Here is a 20,977-nt window from a genome sequence, read left to right on the forward strand (position 1 = left end):
TCGCCTTGCAAATCACCCCCTCCGAGGCAAAAGAAGGGCGTAGCGACTCTTATGGCAAAAAAACAAGCACTCGACGGAGCTCAGGCTCTCATCAAGACCCTCGACGACTTGGGTATAGAATATATCTTCGGTTACTCAGGCGGAGCAGCCATTCCAATCTTTGACGCCCTTGAAACGGTCAAGACTAAGATGAAGTTTATTTTGGTCCGGCACGAACAAGGGGCTGTTCACATGGCAGACGGGTACGCCCGTGCCACAGGGAAACCCGCAGCGGTGTTGGTCACTTCCGGCCCCGGGGCAGGAAACACCGTCACCGGTCTCATGACCGCCATGATGGACTCGGTCCCGATGATTGTGCTCTGCGGGCAACAAGTGACATGGATGCTTGGGAAAGACGCTTTCCAAGAGGCGGACATTTTCGGAATCACTATCCCGGTTGTTAAGCATAACTACTTGGTCAAGGACACGAACGCGCTGGCCCGTATCGCTCGCGAGGCTTACCACATTTCCACCACAGGTCGCCCCGGTCCGGTTCTCATCGACATCCCCAAGAACATCTCCTCCGGAGAATTCACCGGAGAGATGGACGGAGAGCTCGATCTCCCCGGTTACGATCCATATGAGTCTCTCAATATCGATCCCACTGGGATTGAGGAAGCGGCTGGCATGATCGCCTTGGCCAAACGCCCCGTCATCCTTGCGGGACAAGGCTGCATGATCTCCCGCGCCGACAAGGAATTGATGCAACTGGCGACTACTCTTGGCTGCCCGGTGACCTCCACCCTTCTGGGTAAAGGAGTCTTCCCCGAGACGCATGACCTCTCGCTGGGAATGCTCGGCATGCACGGCACCGCCTACGCCAACAAGGCTATGGTCGAGTGCGACCTGCTCATCAATGTCGGTTCCCGCTTCGACGACCGCATCATTGGTAATGCCGAGAAGTTCTGCTCCAGCGCGAAAATCATTCACATCGACATCGACCCGGCGGAGATGGACAAGATGATCCGTCCCGACGTGCAGATCGTGGGCGACGCCAAAGCAGCCCTGACCCAGCTTTTGGAGAAGGTGCAGCCGCTCGAAACCACCGATTGGCTCACTCACCTCGACGGCTACAAGAAAAAGTATCCCCTCACCTTCCGCAAGCAGGGCGGCCTGCGCATGCAGCAGGTGATTCACGAACTCTACGAGCAAACCGAGGGTAAAGCCATCGTCTCAACCGACGTGGGTCAGCACCAGATGTGGGCCGCGCAGTTCTATAAGAATGACGAATCCTATCACTGGCTGTCCTCCGGCGGAGCAGGCACCATGGGCTTTGGATTCCCTGCCGCAATCGGCGCTCAACTCGCTCAACCAGACAAGACGGTAATCTCCATCTCCGGCGATGGCGGCTTCCAGATGACTTTGTTCGAACTCGCGACGGCGCAGATCCACAAGTTGCCGATCAAGATCGTAGTTCTCAACAACCACTACCTCGGCATGGTTCGTCAGTGGCAGGAACTCTTCTTCGACAACCGCGAGTCCGGAGTAGATCTGCTCGGTAACCCCGACTTCTGCAAGTTGGCCGCCGCATACGACATCCCGAGTGTCAACATCAAGCGCCCGGCTGACGTGGCCCGCAAGATTGAAGAAGCTCTCGCCTACAACGATGGCCCCATCCTCATTCACGCGGAGTGTGTCAAAACCGAGAATGTTTTCCCAATGATTCCCGCCGGTGCGGCGCTCGAGGATATGATCACCGAGACGCCCAAGACCAAGATGGCCAAGCCTGTTGGCTCCACCTAGGCCGGAAAGTTTGACTTCGCGCCGGTTTGCCAGTTCCTCGAGAGACTCAAACCTGACAATCCGGCGCATTTAAAAAACAAGACCGCAAACTTTCAATCACCTATTCTTAATCACACTTTCTCATGAAAACAATTGTCACCACTGACACTCCGGCTGCCGACATGACTCGCGGCGGAACTCACACGCTTTCAGTTCTCGTCAATAATGACCCCGGCGTTTTGATGCGCATCTGTCAGGTCTTTGCCCGACGAGGCTTCAATATCGATTCCCTGGTTGTTTCCCAAGGACGGACCAAAGACTTCTCCCGCATGACGATCGGTATCTCGGGAGATCCCGAGGGCTTGGAGCAAATCATCAAACAGGTCAACAAGCTCATCGACGTGATCCATTGCTTCGAGCACAGCGCGGAAAACGCAGTGGTCAAGGAAATGCTTTTGGTAAAAGCACTCGTCGACTCCGACAAGCGCACCGAAGCACTCCAGATTGTCGACCACTTCGGTGGCAAGGCTCTCGACCTGACCCCGACCTCCATGATTGCCATGTTCCAAGGCGATAGCCCGAAAATCGATGCTGCCATCGGAATGATGTCCAGTTTCAAAATCATCGAAACTGTCCGGACCGGTAAAGTTGTCATGGCCAGAGGCGAACAACCAACCTAGAGTTCCCGCGCTATGAAAGCACTGATTGCATCTACTACCCTTGCTCTTCTCACTGCCTTTTCCTCTGCACAGGAAGCGAACGAAGAGAGCCTCGCAGCCGCAGCCAAGCTCATTGAGACCATGGAGGTCCGCCAGGAGATGGCTACCGGCTTCAAAGCCGCGATGGAGCCCATGCTCCAGCCCATGATCCAGCAGCTGGGTCTCAATCCTGAGCAAGTTGCGGAACTCAACGAAATCTTCACCAGCTGGTGGGAAGAAGATGTCGATCAGGAAGCGGTCATTGAAAAGTTTAAGAACGTCTACGCGGAGACTTTCACTGCGGAGGAACTCACCGAGCTGGAGCTTTTTTATCAGACTCCCCTCGGGAAGAAGATGCTTCACCTCATGCCTGAGCTGACCCAAAAGGGAATGCAAATCGGGATGGAAGCAGCACAAGCCAAGCAGCCCGAGTTGATGGCCAAGATGAAAGCTTTCGAAGAAAAGGTCAGCAAGCAAAAGGCCCCTGCGGAAGAAGCTCCGGCCGAGTAAACTCGTGACCAATCTCGCTGAAGGGCTCGAACTGGGCCCCGATCAATTGCCCCGCTGCTGGTGGGGCAATTCTTTTGATGACTATCGGCATTATCATGATCATGAGTGGGGCCAGCCGGTTCACGACGACCACCTGTTGTTTCAAAAGGTGGCACTGGAGAGCTTTCAGTCAGGTTTGAGCTGGCTGACAATCTTGCGAAAAAGAGAGAACTTTCGCGCAGCCTTTGCGAAGTTTGATTTCGAAAAAGTCGCCCTGTTCGACGAGGACGATGTCGCCCGCCTCTTGGGGGACGCGGGCATCATTCGACACCGGGGAAAAATCGAAGCCACTATCAACAATGCCCAGCGGGCCTGCGAGCTTGTGGAGGAATACGGCAGTCTCGACGCGTTCTTTTGGCAGTTCACTCCCCCCGCAGAAGAACGTCCTGAACGACTCGACAAAACCTCTATCCCCTCGCAGAGCCCAACCTCCATGCGGCTTTCCAAGGAGCTCAAAAGGCGAGGCTGGAAGTTCGTGGGCCCCACCACCGCCTATTCGCTGATGCAGGCCTGCGGGATGGTCAACGACCACCTCGAAGGCTGCTCCTTCCGATGAGAAAGATCCTCAAGAGGACTCTTGCTCTTGTTCCATATTTATCTTCGGCGTCTGACCAAGACCAGACAGCACAAGCCCAAAAGCATTCCTGTGGAGGGCTCGGGGATGGAGAAGGCACCGACGACAATTGGAACATTGGGCTCAGTTTCATAACCCCACCCAGGAACAAAACCCGAGCCATCACGAAGCGGAAAAATAGAAACCCAAGCATAGTGCCAGTCGCCTTCTGATTCGCCTGGAAGCCGGACCTGAAGAAAAGGATAGTCACTCTGGCTTGTGAAGAAACCCGAGACCTCTACCCCTCCCCCAACGAGGCCTCCACTAGCGCTGTAAAGTTGAGCACTGTCTTGTCCTTTCCAGCCGAGTCCGGGAGCCCAGCCTTCAGAAGCATTACGAAGCTCGACAGTATCAGGACCAAGAATGTCAAACCTCGATGCTGGGATTCCGTAATTGTTTTCATCTCCAGTGACCACCCCTCCTCCTAGAGGCGTTCCTTTGGGAAGAAACCAAGTGACAAATTCACTTCCCCCAAGAGGGACAGCGATCATTGTGTTTGCCGATATCCCTGTGATCAGAACGTCATTGTTTCCATCCCGATCCAAATCAATTAGAATATCACAAATCGACTGAGAACAGAAGCCCCCAAAACCTGCGACTTCTAAACCTCCACTCGCATTTCCTTCGCCAAGGCCGATATCGAAAACCAATTGACCCGGAAATTGACTCGTAATGTGAGTGACCAAAGCAGCCTGCCCCAAAAGGCAGGCTGCAATGGAAACAAAGCAAAACAAGCTTAGCCTATTTCTCTTCATAGATTTCTGCTAGAGAGACTGATAGCTAGGGTGCACTTTCGCAACTCGGAAATCCTTGCTTGGCGATATTGACAAAGGCTCGGAACTTGCCGTGGTTTCATCAACCCGGACGTTGAAGATTCCGCTTGCAACAGTCCCAGTCACCAGACCTTCCTCACCTCCAATACACACAGTATTCGCCAGCGTGCGCTCCCCAAGTAGGGGTGGCACTTACCTCTCCTCAAGGGAAAGAGTAACTCTTGTTGTTAAACTGAAAGGGAATATTACCATTGGCCATCCCATCCAGAGGCAGGCGTGCAGGCTCTATTCCGGGAGTCCCCTTAACCGGACTCCCTTCTACTGTTCGGACTATCATACTTTCCTCCCCACCATCAGAAAGATTCATCTCTTTGATAAAAGTTCGTTGCCCAGTTGAGAGCGCGAGATCGCTTCCTGAAATCATTGAAGCAGCGAAATCAAAATAAGACCGTTTGCCAGATGAACTTGTCGAAAGAAATAGGAAGAAACCTTTCTATTCCTCCTCCGGATCAAAGATATTGACTGGGGTGAAGTCCTCGTCGGCAAGCCCCGGAAGATCATTTTTCAAGTTGCTGGAAAAGCTGAACAGGTCGCGGCGCCTGTCGAGGATTTGCCGAACACTTCCAGAGCTGCGCGAGCGATAGAGATCGTTGATGTCGAGGTCGCTCACCAGCATCATCTCCACGTTCGGATCCGCTTCGGCTAGGATTCCATCCCGCGCGAACTCGGAGTCACTGGGCGTAAAGACCCCTGCCCGCCCATAGTGAATATCCATCGCCGGAACACTCGGAAGGTTCCCCACCACCCCGGCAGTGACAACGTAGAGTTGATTCTCTACTGCCCGAGCCTGCGAACAAATCCTCACCCGCTGATAACCGGGACGATCATCAGTGCAGTAAGGAACAAAGATGATCTCCGCCCCTTGGTCAGAGAGATAGCGAGCAGCTTCAGGGAACTCGGAGTCATAGCAAATGAGGACCCCGATGCGAGCCTTGGGAGTATCAAACACCCTCAACTCGCTGCCGCCGGTGATGCCCCAGTATTTCACTTCTGACGGGGTGATGTGCAACTTGGGCTGCGAGACATGACTCCCGTCCGGCGAGAAAATGGGACAGGCGTTGTAGATGGTATCTCCCCGGCGCATGGGATGGCTACCCGCCACAATATAGAGCCCATACTCACGCGCCATGCGGGACATAAGCTCGATGAACTCTTCTTCCATATCAGCAAGACGGGAGATGCCCTCAGGTGCGGGTAGATTCTTGAGCGCATCCTGCGAGAGCAGCTGAACGGAAAAGAATTCGGGGAAAAGCACGAAATCCGCCCGATAGTCGTGCGCGGTCTCCACGAAGTACTCCACCTGGTCTGCGAACTCCTGAAAGGAATTGATTTTGCGAACCTGATACTGCACTGCCGCAACACGGACCTTGCGCTGATCCTCGTCCTCTATCGGCACGTAGTCAGGATTGAGCCATTCAATGAGCGATGCGTTGTTCTTGCTGTTGGGGTCGGTGATATAATGCTTCAGCAAGCCCCTCACCACAAAGCCCTCCCGCAACTGGAATGAGAGCACAAGGTCGCGAATCTCTCCCAGTTCGACTTTGTGGATATACTCTTCGGGAGTCATCTCACCCGCCACCTCGGCATAACCGTGGAGACGGCCGCCGGCCAGGATACGCCGGAGATTAAGACTGCGGCAAAGCTCGCGGCGGGCCTCATAAAGAATGGAGCCCACTCCCGCCCCGCGCACCTCGGGGTCGACGAAAACATCCGCCCCATAGAGCGTATCGCCCTGCGGGTCATGATTGTGAAAGAACCCCCCATCTGTGATCCCGGCGTAGGTGTGAGGGCGATAAGGATCGTCACCGAGCGTGACAATCAGCGAGCAAACCGCGCCAACAATCACTCCGTCCAGGACGGCCACAATCTGACCTGCAGGGAAAAGGCGTTGATGGGTCAGGAGATGACCCCGCGTCCACACCACATTCTCCTCCGCCATCGCAGGAAAGCACCGTTTGTTGAGTTCGACCAAATAGTCGATATCGGTAGCCTCAGCTGAGCGCAGAGTGACCAGCCCCCGGGGCGTTGGGTGGGAAGTAGTATTCATGGACTGCGCGCAAACTAAGACGCTTTTTTAGAGAAGAAAGCGCGAATTGAGTGCTCGCCCTCTTTTATCACCCGCCCTCGCTGGAAGAGATCAAGGCCAACTTCTGCCTCCGGGTCAGAGCCTTGATGCGGAGCTCCTCCTTGCAAGCCTCGGACCGACTCCCGATCTCCTTTCGAAAGACCAGCTCCAAAGGCAGCTTGCCTCTCGTATATTTCGCCCCCTTGGGGCCTTGCGACTCGTGCTCGGCGAAACGTCTCGCGACGTCCGTCGCAATGCCAGTATAGAGCGAACCATCACCGCAGCGAATCATGTAGACCCACCAGATCACGACAGGCTTCGCCTGCTCTAACTTGTCAGAAGCCATTGAGGGCCATTTCACCAGTATCTATCAACGGCACCCGCTTCTTCATCTTTTTCTGGATGACTTTGAAGTGATGCTCCTCCTCGGGACTAACCAGTGAAATCGCAACCCCACTTCGGTCAGCCCGGCCTGTTCTACCAATGCGATGGATATAATCCTTGGGCGAACGCGGGAGTTCATAGTTGATCACATAGGGCAGTTCTTCAATATCGACTCCACGAGCTAACAAGTCCGTGGAAACCAAGACAGGAAGAAGACCTTCCTTGAATTGCCGCAAGGTAATCTGGCGGGTCTGTTGCGCCATCTTGGAGTGAATGGCCCCCGCCCGTATTTGATTCCGGCAAAGCTTCACCACGATGGCATCCACGCGGAACGTCGAGGAGGCGAAGACAAGCGCCTGCTTCATCTTTTGCTCCCGCAGGAGATAGCGCAAGAGAGGCCCCTTGCGCTCTTCCGTGACCGCATAGGCGACTTGCTCAATGAGTTCCGTGTCTTGGGATTCAGGCTCAATCTTCACCACCACCGGCTCCTCTAACAAGACCTGCTGAACTTGGCTCAGATCCGCGCTTAAAGTCGCTGAAAAAAGGAGATTCTGTCGCTTCTTGGGCAGAAGGGACAAGATGCGGTTAACCTCGGATTGAAAACCCAAGTTGAGAATCTTGTCGGCCTCATCGAGAACCAAAGTCGAGACCGCAGACAATTGGACAGCATTGCTCTCCACCAAGTCCAATAACCGGCCGGGAGTTGCCACCAGAATATCCACCTTCGCCAAGGCTTTCATTTGTGGATTGATGGAGACGCCTCCGTAAACTGCCCGGCAGCGAACCATTTGAGGAAGCGCCGCCACAAAATTCTGAAAGACGTGGTGAACTTGGTCAGCCAACTCACGAGTGGGAACCAGCACCAACACGGTGGGCTCGCGATGGGTAGCCAGCGCGCGACCACTCATGTTTTGCAAAATCGGCAGAACATAGCTCGCAGTCTTACCCGAACCGGTCCGAGCAATCCCAAGCACATCCCTCCCCGCCAACACCGCCGGAATCGCCCCCGCCTGAATCGGAGTCGCTTCTCGGAAGGACGACTTTTCAAGAAGAGCCAAAAGCTGGGGCAGCAAGCCGAAGGAATGAAAAGACATGATAAAAGTCAGAGCCTTTCAAAAGGATTTGGCTCTGGTTCAGTGGGAATATCAGGGAATACTGGAGGGGAAAAGCTTCTCCTGGTAGATATGGCCAGATTGCCTCTCCCATCACCCCCACTTGTCAGCTTTCGGGTCGCTACGAGATTCCGGCCAAGGAACGCTGGCGCCACCACTCGCATGCGGTGAGCTCAGGAGGGTTGCACAAACGCTCCAAGCAGGCTTCCCATTCCTCTTCCCCTTCGATGATCTCCACTTCGATGCGTAGAAAATAGAGCGGCACGTTTATCTCCGTTGGGCGAGGAAAACGGACGGCGTCCTTTTCAGTCGTCACGATGAAATCCACGTCGCGTTCCAGCGCCCGGGTGAAGACCGCATCGACATCCTTCTGTGGAAATACCTGATGGTCACCAAAAGTGCGATGAAACATGACGTCGGCACCGAGCTCGGTCAGCAGGCGCTCGAAACTCTCCGGCACTGCAATCCCGCTCATCGCCGCAACATACTTGCCCTTCAGGTCCGACAATTCCAGACGCTTTCCTTCGATGAAGACATCCTCCAGATACTGCGGAGCGTGCCGAGTCTGGATGATGGGCGCGGTCTTGTTGTATTTCTGCAGCCGCCCTATCTGCGCATCGCTGAGCGGCTGATGACAGCGGGTAACAAAGATATAGTTCGCCCGGCTCAAGTTCGCCGGAGGCTCGCGCAAAGTGCCCCGGGGAATGAGAGCATCGGTCCCGAAGGGGCGCTCCGCATCCACCAGAACGACATCGACCGCATGATCCAACTTCAGATATTGCAGCCCATCATCCAACAAGAGGATATCCGCCCCCAATTCCTTCACCGCGAAGCGGCCGCCCTTGACGCGGTCACGATCCACAACCACTCCCACGCCGGGCAGTAAATTCTTGGCCAACATGTAGGGCTCATCCCCTGCGAACTCCACCGCCAACCGCAGTCTTTCTCCATCACTCACAACTTTGGGAAAATCTCCCGGCTCCTCCTCCCGTTGCCCTCGCCACACCTGCCGCTCTTCCAGCTTTCGACTTTTATAACCTCGACTGAGAATCACGGGCTTGCGGCCACGTTTGATGAGGGCCTTGCAGAAGAATTCCACCACCGGAGTCTTGCCTGTGCCACCCATTGTTAAATTTCCGATGCTCACGACCTTCACCCCCAGGCGCGCCTGTCCCTTCAAGCCGAGCCGAAAGAGAAGGAGCCGAATCCGCACCACCACGGCAAAGATCCAAGAGAAAACCCGAAAAACCAGCCGAGCCACCCCTGCCGCGAAACCCTTCTCGCGTCCAAAAATGACATCCGCCCCCCATTTTTCCAAATCTTGACCCATGCTGGACACAGTGGAATGAAACACTGGGAAGCCCAGAAACGAAACCTCGAAGTCTGACGTAGCAGCAGGAACGGTCCCGATGCAACCCACAAACCAAGCTCGGTTGAGCAACTCCCCACTGGACCTCGGAGGCGGGTTGGTTCAAGTTGACGCCGATGTCAGTTGGACCCCTTTCCCAGAAGATTTTTGCCCGAGCCAAGACCTTGATTCCAGGTGGAGTGAACTCCCCTGTCCGTGCCTTTAAGAACGTTGATGGCGATCCGTTTTTTGTCCGTCGCGCCAAGGGCTCGCGCATTGAGGATATCGATGGCAAGCACTACATCGATTACATCGGCTCTTGGGGGCCCAACATTCTGGGTCACGCCCCGATTCCTGTGACGAACGCGATCCACGAGGCCGCCAAGGACGGCATTTCGTATGGAATCCCCAATTTGGGCGAGGTGGAGATGGCTCAGAAGATCATCGATTGGGTGCCTTCGGTCGAGAAGGTGCGGATGACGAACTCGGGCACTGAGGCGACGATGTCTTGCGTGCGATTGGCTCGAGGATTTACGGGGCGGGATAAGATTATCAAATTCGAAGGCCACTATCATGGTCATGTGGACTCCCTGCTGGTTTCGGCAGGTTCAGGAGCGCTCACTCTTGGCGAACCGGATTCCGCCGGCGTCCCGAAGAGCTTTGCGGCCGAGACCATTACTCTCCCTTACAATCAACCCGAAAAGCTGGAGGAAGCCTTCGCTCAATACGGTGAACAGATTGCGGCGGTGATTACCGAATCTTATCCAGCCAACGCAGGGCTCATTTTTCCTCGGGCTGGATTCCTTCAATTGATGCGCGATCTCACTCGGAAGCATGGCGCGTTGCTGATTTTCGACGAAGTGATGACTGGATTCCGTCTCGCGAAGGGCGGAGTTCAGGAGCTGGAAGGTTTCACCGCGGATCTTGTGGCGATGGGCAAGGTCATCGGCGGCGGATTGCCAGTGGGTGCCTTTGGTGGTCGGGCCGACATCATGGATCACCTCGCGCCAGTGGGTCCCGTCTATCAAGCCGGGACGCTGTCGGGCAATCCGCTGGCGATGGTGGCGGGCTTGACCCAACTGCGTGAACTCGAGCACAACAATGGATTCGTGCATCTGGACCAACTCGGCGCGCACTTCGAACAGGGTCTAACCTCCGTTCTTTCAGCCAAAGGCATCCCCCATCGGCTCAATCGGGTGGGCTCGATGTTCTGCCTCTACTTCCTCGATGAAGAAATCGTCAATGTCGAGACTGTGCAAAAGCAAGACTTCGATGTTTTCAAAAAACTCTTTTGGGGCTGTTTGGAAGAAGGTATCTATCTCGCACCCAGCCTCTACGAAACAGGCTTCATCTCCATGGCTCACTCGATTGAAGACCTTGATGAAACGATCGAAGTGATAGAAAAAGTGGTTTCAAAATGGTAGCGCATCCTTGTCGATACTGGAGTCTCTGTTAGACTCCGGCGTTCGGTCCTGGTTCATCCAGATCACGAGCACCCAACTGCTCGGCTCGACATGAAGCGCCCCACTCCTCTCCTCGCTTGCACTGCAGTTCTCCTCCTCGTTCTCGGACTGTGGTTCTGGAGTTTACGATGGGCTACAGATATTCCACCCGGACAAGAGACCACCGCTTTCACCAAGTCCTCCCAGAAAGACTCCGCGAGCAGAGACCGGGCGCGGTCCCTTAGAGGAGCGCGAAAGAGCACCGCCCCCAAGGAAACCAATCCACCTCAACACGTAGCGAGCCAGCTGAAGCGAGGAGCCAACCAACGTTTGCTGTGGAACGATGTTGAGAAACTGCACCGCGAAGTTGTCGCAGGCAGTCTTTCCCCAGAACGGGTTTTCTCCGTTCGAGGAGGAAGTCCCGTTGGTCCGCTCACCCTCGACGAGCATTCCCTCTCCGCGGTGGAAGGCCGCCTCGATGTGGAGGCTTTGGAACGGTTTCTCGACTCTGCGGACGAAATCCTAGTCCTTCCCCTCAATGCCGAAATGGAGGTCTTGGTCCGAGTGAGCTCCATTCTTTCCCGCGGCCCCCTCACCCGGACCCTGACTGGTTCGGTGGTGGACAACCCCTACGGCGATGTCCTTCTGGTGACACATGATGGCGCGGTGAGTGGTTCGGTGGCGTTCTTGGACCAGAATATCCATTATCAGTTTGCCATGGCCGGCAACGGTGATGTCGCGATCCGGCATCTCGATCCCGAGAGCTACCACGCCCCTTGCGGAAATCCCAATGCTCTCCCGACGAAAGCCTCCTTAGAGACTCCAGAGGCCCAGGGTAGCGAAAAATTAATCTCTCCTCCCCCAGGCGCCCATGTCATCGATGGCGTGGTTGGCTATGGAGTCGAGGCCCGGGAAGCTCAGGGTGGAATTGCGGCGATCGAAGCCCTCATCCTGGCCTCCGTGGACCGCACCAATCTGGCCTTTGCCAATAGCAATGCCGGGGCCGTTTACTTCACCCTCCTTGCGACGGCGGAAGACCCCGACTACAACTTTCCCGGACTTTACACGGGGAACATGGGGTCCTCTGACGAGCTGGGAGACCTCGAGGTCCACGGCGACGGAGTGCTGGATACCATCTCGCAACTCGCTCTGGACCTGGGAGCCGATCAACAGACGATGGTGGTCAAACAAGCGGATGGCTCTGCCGGAATCGCCTACCGACCGGGCCACTCGATGATTGCGGCGCGGGACTACATGACCTCGACCCGTCTCGTTTTTCCGCACGAGTTGGGCCACAACATCGGCTGCAAACACTCTTGGGGCGACTCGCTCTCTGACTTGGAGAACGGCCACAGTTACGGCTGGCGCTTCAAGCCACCGAGCTCGGAGGGGGTCCGCACAATCATGGCCTATGACTGGAATTGGGGAAGAGGCGCAGTCATCCCCTATTTTGCCAATCCAGATGTCTTTTACCGGGGAGCTCGAACCGGAGCCTACGACGGCTCCATTGTCACGACCCAATCAACGGGAGACTATCGCTACGCCCACGGTGGCTATATTGGAAATGCCGGGACTGGCTTCGATGGCAGTCGCGCAACCCTGGGGGCCCGCAACGGTCCCTATGTGACGGAAACCGCTTTCCTTTTGGGCAATCGCGATAGGCGCGAGCCGCTGGTCGTACTGGAACCCTCCGGAAGCGACCAGTGGGAGCGGGGCAGCACGGAAACGATCTATTGGAGAGGTGGCGGCCACTCTGATAATGTGAATATCGACCTTCTTCGAGGCGACGTCTTCATCGCTGAGATCGCCCGAAATGTCCCCGCCTATCAACGCTTCTTTTCGTGGACTATTCCAGCGACTCCCACTGGCAACGATTACTCAATCCGCGTCACCTTGGCTGGCGAGATGTCGAGGTCTAGCGCCCCTTTTCAGATCTATTCCCTCGCGGATGACGATGATGGCGACGGCTTGGCGAATACCTTGGAGAGCAACACCGGTATCTTCGTGAGCATCAACGACACAGGAACCAATCCGGATGATGCCGACAGCGATGACGATGGTTACAGCGATGCACTGGAAGTCGCCGCCGGAACCGATCCCAATCGCGGCGACTACTACCCTTCCAATCATGGCTTCATCCTTTTGGAAGACTTCGAAAGCACCCTCTTTCCCCTCAATGGCAGCGCGAGAAACATCCGCAGTTGGAACACCCCGGACGACCCGAACGGGCTCACCGTTGAGCCCGATCCCGACCTCTCCGGAAACCGGGTGGGCGCCATCAATGGTCAAGGCTCGGCTATTGATGTATTCCTCAATCTCCCCAACATGATTGGGGCTGATGCAGAGGCGACTCTCTACTTTGAACTTCGTCTTGGGGGAATCAACAATACGACAATCGGCCTTACCGATGTGGCTTCGCCCTATGTCTGGAGCAATTACGAAGCGCACCTTCAATTGAAAGAGGCCACCTACGTCAATCATGCCGGAGTCGAACTCGTCGCGGGAGACGCTTTTCCCGCTGAGCATTGGGTTCGGGTTTGGCTCCAAGTCAACAATGCGAACGACACTTTCAAAGTCCATGTGCAGAATTTCGCGACTCCAACCGAGCCTTCCCCTCCGAGGGTCCAGCTAGTCTCCGGTGAGATCTCTGAATTTAACTTCCGCAACGGCACCTTGGATCCCTTGCAAAGCTTCGGAATCCGCACGAGTAGCGCCCTCCAATCAGGCGAGCGCATTCACCTCGACAACCTTTACCTTCACCCAACGGAACAGAGCCATCGAAACCCAACCCACCTCGAGCCACCGGGGTTCCTGCTTTTGGAAAATTTTGAGGGAGAAGAGTTTACCCTCGGAGCCAGCGTCCATCACGAACGAAGCTGGAACGCGGAAGATGCGCCCGCCTCTCTGACGGTTGTTAAGGACCCCGACCAATCCGCCAATCGGGTTGCTGCAGTGAATGGAGTCAGCGAAACGGCGGAGAGCTTCCTCCGAATGCCTCTGGCCATCTCCGACCGTTCATCGGGCACTCTGTTTTTTGAGATTCGTCCCGACCGCGGAGGGCTCCTATCACTCGGTCTTTCCGACCGCCCGTCACCCAGCCAGCGAGACGATTTTCAGGCAGAAATTCGAATCAATCAGTTCCTATTCGCTTGGGACTGGGCGGAAGACCTCAACACCTTCTTCAAACCTATCGAGGACCAATGGCTGAAAGTATGGCTTGTCGTTCACAACGACGCCAAAGCGTTCGAACTGCATGTTCAAGAGCCCGGCGCAAGCTCCCCGCAACAACTCTCAGCGAGTGAATTCCGGAACCTCTTTCCGTTCCGAGATACCAGTGGCAATTTTTTACGCACATTCCTCATTCAACCCGACGCCACCTTGGGGCTCGGGGAAGTCTACTATCTCGACAATCTCTATTTGGACCCCCATGCCATCAATTTGGACGACCCGACCCGGATCCCCATTTTGCCCAAGGTCGACTCCATCTCCTTCTCAACCACCGGCATCGAAGTGGCAGTATCCGAATTGCTCGACAACCAAAGCTATCTCTTGGAAAGAGCGGCAAGTCTGGCTGGTCCGTGGACCACTATTGAGGAAGGCTTCGTGCCCACCATGGACACGCATCTCTTCCAAGACGAAGAGCCCGCGGAGAGCCGGGGCTTCTATCGCTTTCAGGTCGAATTCCTTCCGTAATCGCCGGAGCTTACTGGCCGCTACGAATCAGCCTGACCCTCTCGGCGCAGCAAGGACAGCTCATCACCTTGGGCACAGTGAGCAAAGAAAAGGCCAACGGAACCTTGGCCGAGCCCAAAAGCTTGGGCACACCAGGTTTCACCAAGTTCTTGGTCGACATAAAAAGGGAGGCCTTGCAGAGCGGACAGGTCACCCGGCGGGCATTCGCCAAGACATTGATTCCAGTGACCACAAACACGGCAAAGCTGGCAGCCAAGGCGTAGAGAATTTCTTTCTTAGCGCTGGCTCCATCAACGAGGAGAACCCACAAAATCAATCCGCCAAACAAAAAGAGCGAGACCCGTGAGGCCAGAAAGCAAAAAGCGGCGACAAAGTAACGGCCTCGCGAAACGACATTTCGACGACCACCGCTTGAGGATGAATTGGAAGAATTCATCCCGGAAACCTTCCTACTAGCTCGAAAGGAAGGAGCGTTTGATTTCGTTGGCAACATTGACAATTGGGGGGTATATTTTTAATTGTGCTAAACGGTTCTTTACAGATAGCTTCTTCACACATCGAAAGTTGGGTTAGGCTTTCTAAGTTCAAGGCAATCAGTAGACAACCCTAATCAGTCTCTTCGTCACAAATTGAACTGAAAAGGAATGTCATTCCGAGGAACCTACTGAATTTCTCCGAGGTGTCTAACAGATTTTTTTGTCTGTGTTCTAGGGGGATGCACGGCCCGATCGGAGCAAAGTAAGAAGTCATCATCCCTCAAACCGGACGACTCCCCTCGAATTTCATAAAATTGCTTATTAAAAATATTTTCCCTCATTAGCAAAGAATCGAAGAACTATACTTGCTTGAATTATGAATAAACTTCAGGGAGCACACAAAACTCGCTCATAAGATAGGCCATTTCCCTCCTGCCCGACCTTTTCCGCCTCCCAAAACAAGGACCAAAACACCCCTCACCCACCCCGCCGACAGCCAGGGAGACATCGCTTCTCTTGACCACAGTCTTCCCTGCATTCAGAAAAAAAGAGTCACCTGCAGAGAATCCCCTTGATCTTCCACAAGAAATCCCTAGTTTCCGCCGCCCCATGGCAAGAACATCTGGCAAAGCCAAAACCCGCAAAGCAGTCGCTAAACGATTCAAAGTGACTGGCTCGGGCAAGATCTTGCGCCGCAAGCAGGGTAAACGTCACATTCTTACGAAGAAATCTCGTAAGCGTAAGCGTTCACTCGGCAAAGCAGTGTTGGCTGATGAGACTAATCTCAAGGCCATTCGCGAGAACCTGCCCTTCGGGAAACGATAGATAGGAATCCCCCGCGCCGCCTGTTTCCGATGGAAACCGAATAAACGAGACGGCCGGGGACGAACAAACACAAACCGTTTATTCAAGTAGAAAATAACAAATGCCAAGAGCTACAAATGGACCAGCTTCCCGGAAACGTCGGAAACGCGTATTATTGCGCGCCAAGGGTTTTCGCGGCTTCCGCTCCAAACTGTTTCGCTATGCCAAAGACGCTGTCTACAAGGCACGTCAGTATGAGTATCGCGACCGCAAAAAACGCAAAGGGCAATTCCGTCGTCTTTGGATCCAGCGTATCAATGCTGGCACCCGGGCACAGGGATTGACCTACTCCCGCTTTATTGAGGGATTGAATGCTTCCAACATCGCAGTGGACCGCAAGGTTCTCGCCGACCTCGCGGTCAACGATATCGACGCCTTCAATACTTTTTGCGACGCGGCCAAACAAGGTCTCGAACAAAAAGCAGCTAAATAGGCTGCCCTGAAGGCTCCTTTTGCCTTATTCTAGAAATCTAACATCTCGTCGACCGGCCGACCGCACACACTAAGTCGGACAACGAGATTTGAAAAGAGCCACCAATTATGGTGGCTCTTTTTCTCTCCGGATGTCACAACCCGGATATAAATCACTCCTCCCGCAAAATTTAACTTGGCAAAGCGCAGCTATTCCCCCAAGTTCCGCCGCCCACAAAAGAACAGATATGGTAGCACTCAGACTGACTCGCAAAGGCTCGAAAGACCGTCCCTATTACAAGATCGTAGCCATCGATAGCCGTGACCGTCGCGACGGGCGTCCTATCGAGCAAGTTGGCACATACAACCCCATGGAAGAAGGTGTGAACTACACCATCGACTTGGAAAAGACCGACAAATGGCTTTCGAATGGCGCCCAGCCATCCGAAACCGTGAACAGCATCATTCGCAAAGCCCGCAAGGCAGCGAAGGCTAGCGCTTAAGCACCTCTTTTACACTTCCATCGGTCCATCCGACCATGGAGCCTCATATCGGCCCATTCGAACGGGTCGATTTTTTTTGCCTTGCGACCTAGCCGCAGACCCCAATCTGTGGAATCACTTCTCCCAGCTCATGACTCCAACCTCACTCGCCCTTCTCATCGTCATCGCTCTGTTCCTCTTGTGGAAACTCGACTTCATCGCGAGCCTACTGACGCTCAAGAACCTTCAGCCAGCTCTTCCTGAAGAGTTTGCTGATGTTTGGGACGAAGAAAAGTATGCTGAGTCTTTGGCCTACGAACGGGCCGGGGCCCAGTTTGGAATCGTCTCCTCCATCGTTTCCCTGACCGGCCTACTTGCCTTCTGGTTCGCGGGTGGCTTTGGGCTCATTGACGTTTGGGTTCGCTCCTTCGAGCTTTCCCCGATCTGGACCGGCATCTTCTACATTGGGGTCATCTTCCTACTCAGCACCCTTCTCTCGCTTCCCTTCGACATTTATCACACCTTCGTTTTGGAAGAAAAGTTTGGCTTCAACAAGACCACCCCGGCCACCTTCATTGGCGATCAAATCAAAGGCCTTGTATTGGCAGCCCTCCTCGGCATCCCCCTAATCGCCCTAATCCTCTGGCTCTTCAACTCCTTCCCCAACGCCTGGATTTACGCTTGGCTCGCCACCACCGCCTTCTCGCTCTTAATTCAATTTCTCGCCCCATCTCTCATTCTCCCCCTTTTCAACAAGTTCACCCCGATGGAAGACGGGGAGCTCAAATCAGCAATCGAAGCGATGGCTGCCAAATGCGACTTTCCCCTCGCCGGACTCTTCGTCATCGACGGCTCCAAGCGCTCCACGAAGTCAAACGCCTATTTTACCGGCTTCGGCAAAACCAAGAAAATTGCTCTCTACGACACCCTGATTGAGAGCCAAAGCACCGAGGAGTTGGTCGGTGTGCTGGCGCACGAAATCGGACACTTCAAGAAGAAGCACATTATCCAACGAATCGCCATTTCCATCTTGCAGATGGCGCTCATCTTCTTCCTCCTCGGCCTTGTGACGACCGCCACCAATCCGTTCACCCAAACCCTCTTCGAGGCTTTCAAAGTGGACCAAATCTCCGTCTATGTGGGACTGGTCATCTTCTTCATCCTCTTCAAGCCAATTTCCCGGCTCATCTCAATAGGAATGAGCCTGCTTTCGAGAAAGCACGAGTTCGAGGCCGACCATTACGCAGCGACCGTTCAGGGAACTCCTGAACACCTGTCCATGGCCTTGAAAAAGCTATCCCGGAACAACCTCTCCAATCTCACTCCACACCCGCTCGAAGTCTTCCTTCACCATTCCCACCCCCCTGTCCTGCAGCGCCTGGAGGCTCTCAACAAAGAGGCATAAGACACGGAAGTTAGGAACTTTGCGCCTCCGTCCCCAAGTTATTCACAATCGAATTCTACCACTTGTTGTTGGTTCTCACAAAGAGTCCAAGGAAGTTTCCGTATCCGCACCCACCATTGTGAATAAGTCGTGAATAGTTGTGGAAAAGCAAAAACAACCATCATTTAACTTATTAAAAATGAGCACCAAAGAGATGAATTCCACGCGTTTTCACACTACAAAAAAGAGCGAATAACTCTTTAATTATTTAGTTTTCCTGACTTTAACGAAATTCAGAAAACTTCTTTCTTGAGTCTTCCATCATCGCGAGGCAGAGCGGGAAACTTTCCACTCTTCACAAAGTTATTCACAAGCCGTGTGAAAAGTTAGAAGCAAGAGCGTCACCGGGAAAAAATCGCTATCCCCTTGGCAATAGGCAGGCTAATCTGGGCCATGCCCGTTGCACTTGACCTCGTCGAAGACATTCTCCGCCTGAAGAAGGAGAAGAACGCCGTCATCCTCGCCCACAACTATCAGGTCGGCCCCATTCAGGATATTGCTGATTACGTCGGAGACTCTCTGGGCCTGTCCTATCAGGCGCGCGAGACCGATGCTGAGGTCATCGCCTTCTGCGGAGTGCACTTCATGGCGGAGACTGCTAAAATTCTCAATCCTGACAAAACGGTCGTGCTGCCCGACAAGGACGCAGGCTGCTCGCTGGAGCAGGCCTGCCCCGCAGACCAACTGGAAGCCTACCTGAAGGAGAACGAGGACAAAAACTACTACGTCATCGCCTACATCAATTGTTCGGCAGGGGTAAAGGCTCTTTGCCACGTGATCTGCACTTCCGGCAACGCTCCCCTCATCGTCGAAAAAGCTCCCGCCGACCGCCCTATCCTTTTCGTTCCCGATGCCAATTTGGGTCAGTGGGTAATGGAGCAAACTGGCCGCCAGATGGATCTCTGGCAGGGCTCGTGTTATGTGCACGTCGAGTTCACCCGTGACTCGATTCACAAAATCAAAGAAGAATATCCCGACGCCCTCGTGGTCGCCCACCCCGAGTGCACCCAGGCAGTGCGACTGCTTGCGGACGAAGTTTGCTCGACGGAGAAAATGATTCACTTCTGCAAGTCCGCACCTTCTGACAACATCATCGTGGTAACCGAGTCAGGGATGCTGCATCGCCTGCGGAAAGAATGTCCGGATAAGAACCTCATTGCTGGACCTACCGACAACTGCGCTTGCGCCGACTGCCGCTACATGAAGATGAACACCTTGGAAAAACTGCACTCCTGCCTTGAAAATCTCTCTCCCCAAGTGGAAATCCCCGAGGATGTTCGTGCCAAGGCCGAGGTTTCACTACTCCGCATGCTCGAGCAATCCCGATAGGAACGGCCTCCCTTAACCAAAGAGCTCCATCACCACCTGCCCCGTTGCTTCGTCTACCGACAACGCGACGGGCGCGGGCTCCGCTACCGGCATCCATCCGGTCACCTCTGTTTGGGAGGCTACCCGGACTTCTCGGAGACCCAGCTCTTCAAACACCTTGCTGGCTACCTGAGCGTGGTTGCAGTCCTTGCTGAGATGCCCAAGCACAACTCTTTCCAGTCCCGAGGACTGAAGTTCCCGCGCAAGGTCTCGCGCCTGATGATTGGAAAGGTGACCGTGCCGCGATGAAATTCTTTGCTTTAGTGACCACGGACGGACCTCATCATCCTCGAGCATCTGGTCACAATAATTGGCTTCCAGGACCATGGCCGAGATCCCCCGCAGCCGATCAATGAGCCGGGAGCTTGCGTGACCCAAGTCAGTGACAACTCCCGCCCGCAACCCCTGATGCTCAAACAGAAACCCCACCGGGTCCACTGCATCATGGGGGATCGCAACACTCTCAACCGAAACCCCTCCGCACTCGAAGCTCTGCCCAGCAGTAAAGAGCTTCCACTGCTTCACCGAAGTCACCTTGCGAGCGAGCACCTCCTGGGTGAGCGCGGTGGCGTAGACCGGAACTTCGAACTTGCGAGAAAAGACCTCCAGACCTTTGACGTGGTCACCGTGTTCATGAGTCACAAGGATTCCGGTCAAGTCCCCGGGCTCGACGCCGAGTTCGCGCATTCGGAGGACCAGTTGCTTGGCGCTCAATCCGGCATCTACGAGGAGACAGCCTTGCCCACTATCGAGCAAAGTCGCATTTCCCCCGCTTCCACTGCCCAACACTGCCAACCTCATGAGCCATTAGAGTAGAACGCGACCGCAATCCGCCTCAACCCTTGAGACCGTAATTCTTTCGATTTCCAGTTGGAAAAGACCAGCTCCAGTTTAAAGTCCATCCATGGACACCTTTTGGGATTTTGTGAAGAGCCCGTTTGCATGGGGACTCGCTATTGGATTGGCTATTTGGTTTTTCACTTGGAAAGCCAGCATCGCGGCCAAACGCAATTTGAAAAAAGAGAATAAGCGACTCCAAGCCGAGATGCGGGATTTGGAGATGCACCTCAATACTCAGCTGAAAATCAATGCCTCGGGTAATAACTCGATCCAGGAAAAAGTAGACAACCTGAAAGAGCAAAACGAGACCTTGCGGGTCAACCTGGCTGCTTTGCAGAACAAGCCCGGCCGGAGCGAACTGCGCGCCCTTCACACGATGGAAACTGCGGTGCGTCTGATGCGCGAACAAGCCCCCGGTTTTGCCTCCGCATGGGAGGTTGCCCTTCGTCAGGCGGAGAACGAGTATGACGAAGCCGCTGGAGGTCTCCGAAAGCTTGTCCGCAAGGTCATCGCTCTCCCCGGGCCCGGTGAGTCGAACGAAAAGGACGACAAGCACTCCGACGACTAGAAGACCTCTTCCAGAGCCTGCCTGCA

Annotated in this window: 19 protein-coding genes; 12 read left to right on the top strand and 7 right to left on the bottom strand. The window is 54.5% G+C overall.

What is annotated here, in order from left to right; genetic code table 11:
* Positions 1-51 precede the first annotated feature (51 nt).
* From ilvB to IE099_RS14295, 4 genes are all read left to right on the top strand, one after another.
* A complete protein-coding gene (ilvB, locus tag IE099_RS14280) occupies positions 52-1,782 on the top strand; it encodes a biosynthetic-type acetolactate synthase large subunit (protein WP_189571047.1) in 1,731 nt (576 codons plus the stop codon).
* Positions 1,783-1,904: 122 nt separating this feature from the next.
* A complete protein-coding gene (gene ilvN / locus IE099_RS14285) occupies positions 1,905-2,441 on the top strand; it encodes an acetolactate synthase small subunit (protein WP_189571061.1) in 537 nt (178 codons plus the stop codon).
* Positions 2,442-2,453: 12 nt separating this feature from the next.
* Positions 2,454-2,969, top strand: a complete 516-nt coding sequence (locus IE099_RS14290) for a DUF2059 domain-containing protein (protein ID WP_189571065.1) — start codon at positions 2,454-2,456, stop codon at positions 2,967-2,969.
* Positions 2,970-2,973: 4 nt separating this feature from the next.
* Positions 2,974-3,564, top strand: coding sequence for a DNA-3-methyladenine glycosylase I (locus IE099_RS14295; RefSeq protein ID WP_189571068.1), 591 nt, complete (start codon positions 2,974-2,976; stop codon positions 3,562-3,564).
* Between the two features lie 38 nt (positions 3,565-3,602).
* Here the strand turns inward: IE099_RS14295 and IE099_RS14300 are convergent, their stop codons facing one another.
* The 5 genes from IE099_RS14300 to lpxK all read right to left on the bottom strand — a co-directional run bounded on the left by IE099_RS14300 (position 3,603) and on the right by lpxK (position 9,369).
* Positions 3,603-4,112: a PEP-CTERM sorting domain-containing protein gene (locus IE099_RS14300; RefSeq protein WP_189571071.1), complete on the bottom strand. Its 510-nt coding sequence runs from the start codon at positions 4,110-4,112 to the stop codon at positions 3,603-3,605.
* Positions 4,113-4,887: 775 nt separating this feature from the next.
* Positions 4,888-6,501, bottom strand: coding sequence for a bifunctional GNAT family N-acetyltransferase/carbon-nitrogen hydrolase family protein (locus IE099_RS14305; protein ID WP_189571074.1), 1,614 nt, complete (start codon positions 6,499-6,501; stop codon positions 4,888-4,890).
* A gap of 67 nt (positions 6,502-6,568) precedes the next feature.
* Complete coding sequence (locus tag IE099_RS14310) at positions 6,569-6,880, bottom strand: GIY-YIG nuclease family protein (RefSeq protein WP_229809528.1); 312 nt, start codon at positions 6,878-6,880, stop codon at positions 6,569-6,571.
* Positions 6,855-7,997, bottom strand: a complete 1,143-nt coding sequence (locus IE099_RS14315) for a DEAD/DEAH box helicase (protein WP_189571078.1) — start codon at positions 7,995-7,997, stop codon at positions 6,855-6,857. The genes IE099_RS14310 and IE099_RS14315 overlap by 26 nt, the downstream gene beginning before the upstream one ends.
* A 139-nt stretch (positions 7,998-8,136) precedes the next feature.
* On the bottom strand, positions 8,137-9,369 hold the full coding sequence (lpxK, locus tag IE099_RS14320) for a tetraacyldisaccharide 4'-kinase (RefSeq protein ID WP_229809529.1): 1,233 nt from the start codon (positions 9,367-9,369) through the stop codon (positions 8,137-8,139).
* Positions 9,370-9,500: 131 nt separating this feature from the next.
* On the opposite strand from lpxK, the gene hemL reads away from it, so the two are divergent.
* Positions 9,501-10,787 (top strand): glutamate-1-semialdehyde 2,1-aminomutase, encoded by a 1,287-nt coding sequence (gene hemL / locus IE099_RS14325; RefSeq protein ID WP_189571081.1) that lies wholly within the window; start codon positions 9,501-9,503, stop codon positions 10,785-10,787.
* A 90-nt stretch (positions 10,788-10,877) separates the two neighbouring features.
* Positions 10,878-14,498, top strand: a complete 3,621-nt coding sequence (locus tag IE099_RS14330) for a zinc metalloprotease (protein WP_189571083.1) — start codon at positions 10,878-10,880, stop codon at positions 14,496-14,498.
* Positions 14,499-14,508: 10 nt separating this feature from the next.
* Here the strand turns inward: IE099_RS14330 and IE099_RS14335 are convergent, their stop codons facing one another.
* Positions 14,509-14,934, bottom strand: coding sequence for a hypothetical protein (locus tag IE099_RS14335; protein WP_189571086.1), 426 nt, complete (start codon positions 14,932-14,934; stop codon positions 14,509-14,511).
* A 649-nt stretch (positions 14,935-15,583) separates the two neighbouring features.
* On the opposite strand from IE099_RS14335, the gene rpmI reads away from it, so the two are divergent.
* The 5 genes from rpmI (at position 15,584) to nadA (ending at position 19,504) form a co-directional block, all read left to right on the top strand.
* The gene (rpmI, locus tag IE099_RS14340; protein WP_189571089.1) at positions 15,584-15,799 is read left to right on the top strand and encodes a 50S ribosomal protein L35; all 216 of its coding nucleotides are present in this window, start codon (positions 15,584-15,586) and stop codon (positions 15,797-15,799) included.
* 100 nt (positions 15,800-15,899) lie between these two features.
* Complete coding sequence (gene rplT, locus IE099_RS14345) at positions 15,900-16,271, top strand: 50S ribosomal protein L20 (protein ID WP_189571092.1); 372 nt, start codon at positions 15,900-15,902, stop codon at positions 16,269-16,271.
* A gap of 226 nt (positions 16,272-16,497) precedes the next feature.
* Entirely contained in the window at positions 16,498-16,752 is a 255-nt protein-coding gene (gene rpsP, locus IE099_RS14350; RefSeq protein ID WP_189571095.1) for a 30S ribosomal protein S16, read from the top strand.
* 130 nt (positions 16,753-16,882) lie between these two features.
* Positions 16,883-18,136, top strand: a complete 1,254-nt coding sequence (locus IE099_RS14355) for a M48 family metallopeptidase (RefSeq protein WP_189571098.1) — start codon at positions 16,883-16,885, stop codon at positions 18,134-18,136.
* 432 nt (positions 18,137-18,568) lie between these two features.
* Positions 18,569-19,504: a quinolinate synthase NadA gene (gene nadA / locus IE099_RS14360; protein ID WP_189571101.1), complete on the top strand. Its 936-nt coding sequence runs from the start codon at positions 18,569-18,571 to the stop codon at positions 19,502-19,504.
* Between the two features lie 12 nt (positions 19,505-19,516).
* On the opposite strand, the gene IE099_RS14365 is transcribed toward nadA, so the two are convergent.
* Positions 19,517-20,344, bottom strand: a complete 828-nt coding sequence (locus IE099_RS14365) for an MBL fold metallo-hydrolase (protein ID WP_189571104.1) — start codon at positions 20,342-20,344, stop codon at positions 19,517-19,519.
* A gap of 103 nt (positions 20,345-20,447) precedes the next feature.
* Here IE099_RS14365 and IE099_RS14370 point away from each other — a divergent pair, with 103 nt between their 5' ends.
* The gene (locus tag IE099_RS14370) at positions 20,448-20,951 is read left to right on the top strand and encodes a hypothetical protein (protein ID WP_189571107.1); all 504 of its coding nucleotides are present in this window, start codon (positions 20,448-20,450) and stop codon (positions 20,949-20,951) included.
* Positions 20,952-20,977: the final 26 nt, after the last annotated feature.

Source organism: Roseibacillus persicicus (assembly GCF_014651675.1).
Lineage (GTDB): Bacteria > Verrucomicrobiota > Verrucomicrobiia > Verrucomicrobiales > Akkermansiaceae > Roseibacillus > Roseibacillus persicicus.